This is a genomic window from Ignavibacteria bacterium, from assembly GCA_016873845.1.
GTDB lineage: Bacteria > Bacteroidota > Ignavibacteria > Ch128b > Ch128b > JAHJVF01.
The window spans coordinates 1-4205 of sequence record VGVX01000119.1; the positions used below are offsets into that span (position 1 = coordinate 1).

Here is a 4205-nt window from a genome sequence, read left to right on the forward strand (position 1 = left end):
GATAGATAACAACATATTGAATGAATTCGGAAAACAATCTGTGATGGGAATTATGGAATATCTTGAATTGAATCATCCAAAATGGTTTGTGATGGATAATAAATCTGCTAACGCAGTCGGCAGCTGGTTGACTTTTACAAATAATTCCAATTGGAATTTTTACGGCGATTCTTATCTCTACATAACACCAAGTGCAAATAATCACTATGTTGAATGGAATACGGAATTACTATCTCCTGGAAAATATTTAGTCTATGCAATGTGGCAAGACCTTTCAACAGCGGCAACTAACGCGAAATATGAAATCCAAACTTTAAATTACAACAGCAATAAAATTGTAAATCAAAAAAATAACGGCGGTTTGTGGCAATTGCTCGATAGTGTGAACTTGAACACGCCTGATTATTTGACTATTAAGCTTTCAAATAAAGGGGATGGAACTATTGTTGCAGATGCAATTCGTGTTATTTATGCCGGAACTCCCACAAAAGTTGATGATGGAATTATCACTGAAGATTTTTCCCTTAAGCAAAATTTTCCAAATCCTTTTAATGCTTCCACAAAAATTAGATTCACTATCAGGAAATCGGCGAACTGTAATCTGAAAATATACGACTTGCTTGGGAGAGAAATCATAGCTCTTGTTGACGGACAAAAAAATCCCGGCAGTTATGAGATAGAATTTGACGCTTCCAGATTCTCTAGTGGATTGGTGAGCGGAATATATTTTGCATCGCTCCGAGTTGGAAATGAAATAAAAACAATTAAAATGACACTGGTAAAATAAATGAAACAACCCATTATAAAAGTTGGAATAATATCTAATCAGCATTCTGCAAAGTTTTTTTTGCACGGTTCGTTTTTAATGAACGAAAATCAAAAAATGAATGATATTGGATATACCGTTACTGTTAAAGGGGATTTGATTTGTCTTCACCAAGAAGAAAATATTATCGACGAACAAAAGGAATTCATTTTTAAACCGAAAGGGAAAAAATCGAACTTTGATATCGAAAACGTTGTGATCGGAATTGATTTTCACTGGGAGCAAAAGGAAAAAGAAACCTTTGAAGGGAATTTGCTAATTATTAATCGCGATGGAAAGCTGATTTTAATTAACGAAATCGAGGTTGAAAAATATTTACAATCGGTAATCAGTTCGGAAATGAACTCAGAAAGCCCGTACGAATATTTAAAAGCACATTCAATAATTTCAAGAAGCTGGCTTCTTTCACAATTAGATGAAACAAAAAACGGAGAATCGAAAAAACACGATTTTATTCAAACCGAAAAAGAAATTATAAAATGGTACGACCGAGAGGATCATGAGCACTTTGATGTTTGCGCCGACGATCACTGCCAAAGATATCAGGGCATTACTAAAATTCACGATAACAAAGCGCTTGCTGCCGTTAAAGAAACTTTCGGAATAGTATTGACCTACGAAGGAAAAGTTTGCGATACAAGATATTCAAAATGCTGCGGGGGTTTTTCGGAAGAATTTCAAAATGTCTGGCAGAATAATGAGATACAATATTTAATATCAATTTACGATCTCGATGCGCCTGCTTTTCTAACTCTTGACACTGAAGAGCGAGCAAGCGAGTTTATTAACTCACAGCCTGAAGCTTACTGCAACACAAATGATTCAGAACTATTGAAGACAATTCTTCTCGATTACGATCAGACAACAGTTGATTTCTTTAGATGGAAACTTGAAATGAAACAGCTTGGATTGGTTACTTTACTTAAGTTGAAAATGGGAATTGACTTCGGTGAAATTATTGAATTAAAATCTCTAGAAAGAGGAAAATCCGGCAGAATAAAAAAATTAAAGATCATCGGATCGAAAAAAGAATTCACAATCGGAAAAGAACTTGAGATCCGAAGAGCTTTATCAGAGAAACACCTTTACAGTTCTGCTTTTACTATTGAGCATGTTTATGGAGAGAATCCAAATGTTCCAATAAAATTTATTCTTCGAGGCGCAGGCTGGGGACATGGTGTCGGTTTCTGTCAAATTGGTGGAGCAGTAATGGCTTCCAAAGGAAAAAAGTTTGAAGAAATTCTTTATCACTACTTTAAAAACTCAAAATTAGAAACAGTCTACTAATTGCCTGCTAGGAAATTAAATAATTCTTCGCTGGAGCCGCAGGCTATGCTTCGAAATTATTCGATGGGGGCTTTCCCAATGGCTGAAGAATCTGGTGAAATCAATTGGTACTATCCGCAAGTAAGAGCAATTATTCCGTTAGATAACTACCGTATAACACGTTCTCTGCGGCAAGTTATCGGAAAAAATATTTTCGAAATAAAGTTTAACACTTCCACGCTCGAAGTAATTCATGAATGTGCAAAACGTAAAAAGACTTGGATTAGCCAAGAACTTATCGATGCGTATGAAAGGATTTTTAAACTTGGTTATGTTCACAGCGTTGAAACTTATTTTGAAAAAAAGTTAGTCGGCGGACTTTATGGAATTGCAATTCGAGGAGCTTTCTTTGGTGAAAGTATGTTCTCAAAAAAAGAAGAGGCCTCAAAGGTTGCTCTTTATTTCTTAATTCGACATTTGATTGAGAAGAATTTCAAATTGCTGGATGTTCAATTTATTACACCTCACCTGAAAATGTTCGGCGCTGTCGAAATTTCTCTTGAAGAATATAACAGATTACTTGATGACGCTTATCAAGATAAATGCTGATTAATAAAATAGAACACGAATTTTACAGATTTATGCGAATTTTCACGGATTAAATATATAGGCCATTTTAAAACAAAGTAAGGTTCATATTCGAATTATACATTGACAACTTCCATTCTCATTTCTAACTTTGAAATAAATCAAAGCTGTAATAAAACTTAAAGCGAAAATGAAAAAACAAAAAGAGAGAAAAATCGGAACGCAAGCACGGTCACAAGAAGAAAAACCAAAAATCAATTGGGGAAGATATTTTACAATTGCATTCGTGGCCACAGTCATAATACTTTTTATAGTCAATAATACAAGAGACGATTTACCAGAAATTAATCCTCAACATTATCCGCCAAGCTCTTCAGACGAAAAAACAAAAACAGATGAGACAAGAAATCCAGCGCATAATTTCGCACTAAAATCACTTGACGGAAAAAATGTACAACTTTCTGATTTTAAGGGAAAAATTGTTATAGTAGATTTTTGGGCAACTTGGTGTGCACCTTGCAGAGAAGGGATTCCCGATCTGATTGAAATACAAAAAGAATATAAAGATGTTCAAGTGATCGGGATTACGGTTGATCAAAATCCTATGGAAGTTGTTCCCGGTTTCGTTAAAGAATTTAAGATCAATTATCCAATTTTAATTTCAGATCCAAATGTGCTTCAGCAGTACGGCGGAATCGATGCAATACCGACTTCGTTCATAATTTCTAAAGACGGCAAGATCATAAAAAAAATGGTGGGGTTATATCCAAAGAGCACATATTTAAATGTAATTCGCGAGGAACTTCAGATTTAAAGTTTGATACGATTTGGCGGCGACAGTTTAGAATCTGTGTGAATCCGCTAAATCCATAAAATCCGCGTTCTATTCCGAATTGATAATACTTCTAAGAGCATCTTCTAGATCACTATATCCAAATTTGAATCCAGCATCCAAAAGTTTTTTCGGATAAACGTTTTGTCCTTCAAGCAATAATGAAGATACTTCACCCAATACCAATTTCACTAAGAATTCTGGTGTTTTTGTCCATGATTTCCGCTTCATAACTTTTCCGAGAGTCTTGCAAAATTCATTCATTCTTACAGATTGAGGCGAAACTGCATTCACCGCACCATTCAATTTACGTTTCGACACAGCAAACATTATGATATCAATAAAATCCTCTTCGTGGATCCACGGAATGAATTGTTTTCCTGAACCAATTATTCCCCCAACAAATAGCTTGAAAGGTAATTGAAATTTCGGAAGTGCACCGCCGCGGGACGATAGCACCATTCCTGTTCGGAGACTCACTCTCCTAACTCCGAATTTTTCAACCTCAGCTGCTGCGTTTTCCCAGTCTATTGCTAAATTTGCCATGAAATCATTTCCAGCATGTGACTCCTCTGTAAAAATTTCTTCCCAGTTTGAGCCATAGTAATTCACTCCGCTGCTTACGATCAGCAGCTCTGGTTTCTTCTCCGAACAAGCAATTGCATCCACAATGACTTGAGTTGATTTAACTCT

General features: G+C 35.6%; 5 protein-coding genes. 4 read left to right on the forward strand and 1 reads right to left on the reverse strand.

Going from position 1 to position 4205, the window contains the following annotated elements; translation table 11 throughout:
- From FJ213_12940 to FJ213_12955, 4 genes are all read left to right on the forward strand, one after another.
- Positions 1-787: T9SS type A sorting domain-containing protein (locus FJ213_12940; protein ID MBM4177056.1), on the forward strand; the 787-nt coding region annotated here is incomplete at its 5' end.
- Complete coding sequence (locus FJ213_12945) at positions 788-2113, forward strand: SpoIID/LytB domain-containing protein (protein MBM4177057.1); 1326 nt, start codon at positions 788-790, stop codon at positions 2111-2113.
- 45 nt (positions 2114-2158) lie between these two features.
- Complete coding sequence (locus FJ213_12950) at positions 2159-2701, forward strand: leucyl/phenylalanyl-tRNA--protein transferase (GenBank protein MBM4177058.1); 543 nt, start codon at positions 2159-2161, stop codon at positions 2699-2701.
- A 169-nt stretch (positions 2702-2870) separates the two neighbouring features.
- Positions 2871-3494 carry a TlpA family protein disulfide reductase gene (locus FJ213_12955; protein MBM4177059.1) on the forward strand — a complete coding sequence of 208 codons (624 nt, stop codon included), beginning with the start codon at positions 2871-2873 and terminating at the stop codon, positions 3492-3494.
- 69 nt (positions 3495-3563) lie between these two features.
- Here the strand turns inward: FJ213_12955 and FJ213_12960 are convergent.
- Positions 3564-4205 (reverse strand): TIGR01777 family protein (locus tag FJ213_12960; GenBank protein ID MBM4177060.1); only part of this gene is annotated, 642 nt, incomplete at its 5' end.

Excerpts from the sequence above, each read along its gene's own strand:
- FJ213_12945 (MBM4177057.1), top strand. The coding sequence starts at position 788 with ATGAAACAACCCATTATAAAAGTTGGAATAATATCTAATCAGCATTCT.
- FJ213_12950 (MBM4177058.1), top strand. The coding sequence starts at position 2,159 with ATGCTTCGAAATTATTCGATGGGGGCTTTCCCAATGGCTGAAGAATCT.
- FJ213_12955 (MBM4177059.1), top strand. The coding sequence starts at position 2,871 with ATGAAAAAACAAAAAGAGAGAAAAATCGGAACGCAAGCACGGTCACAA.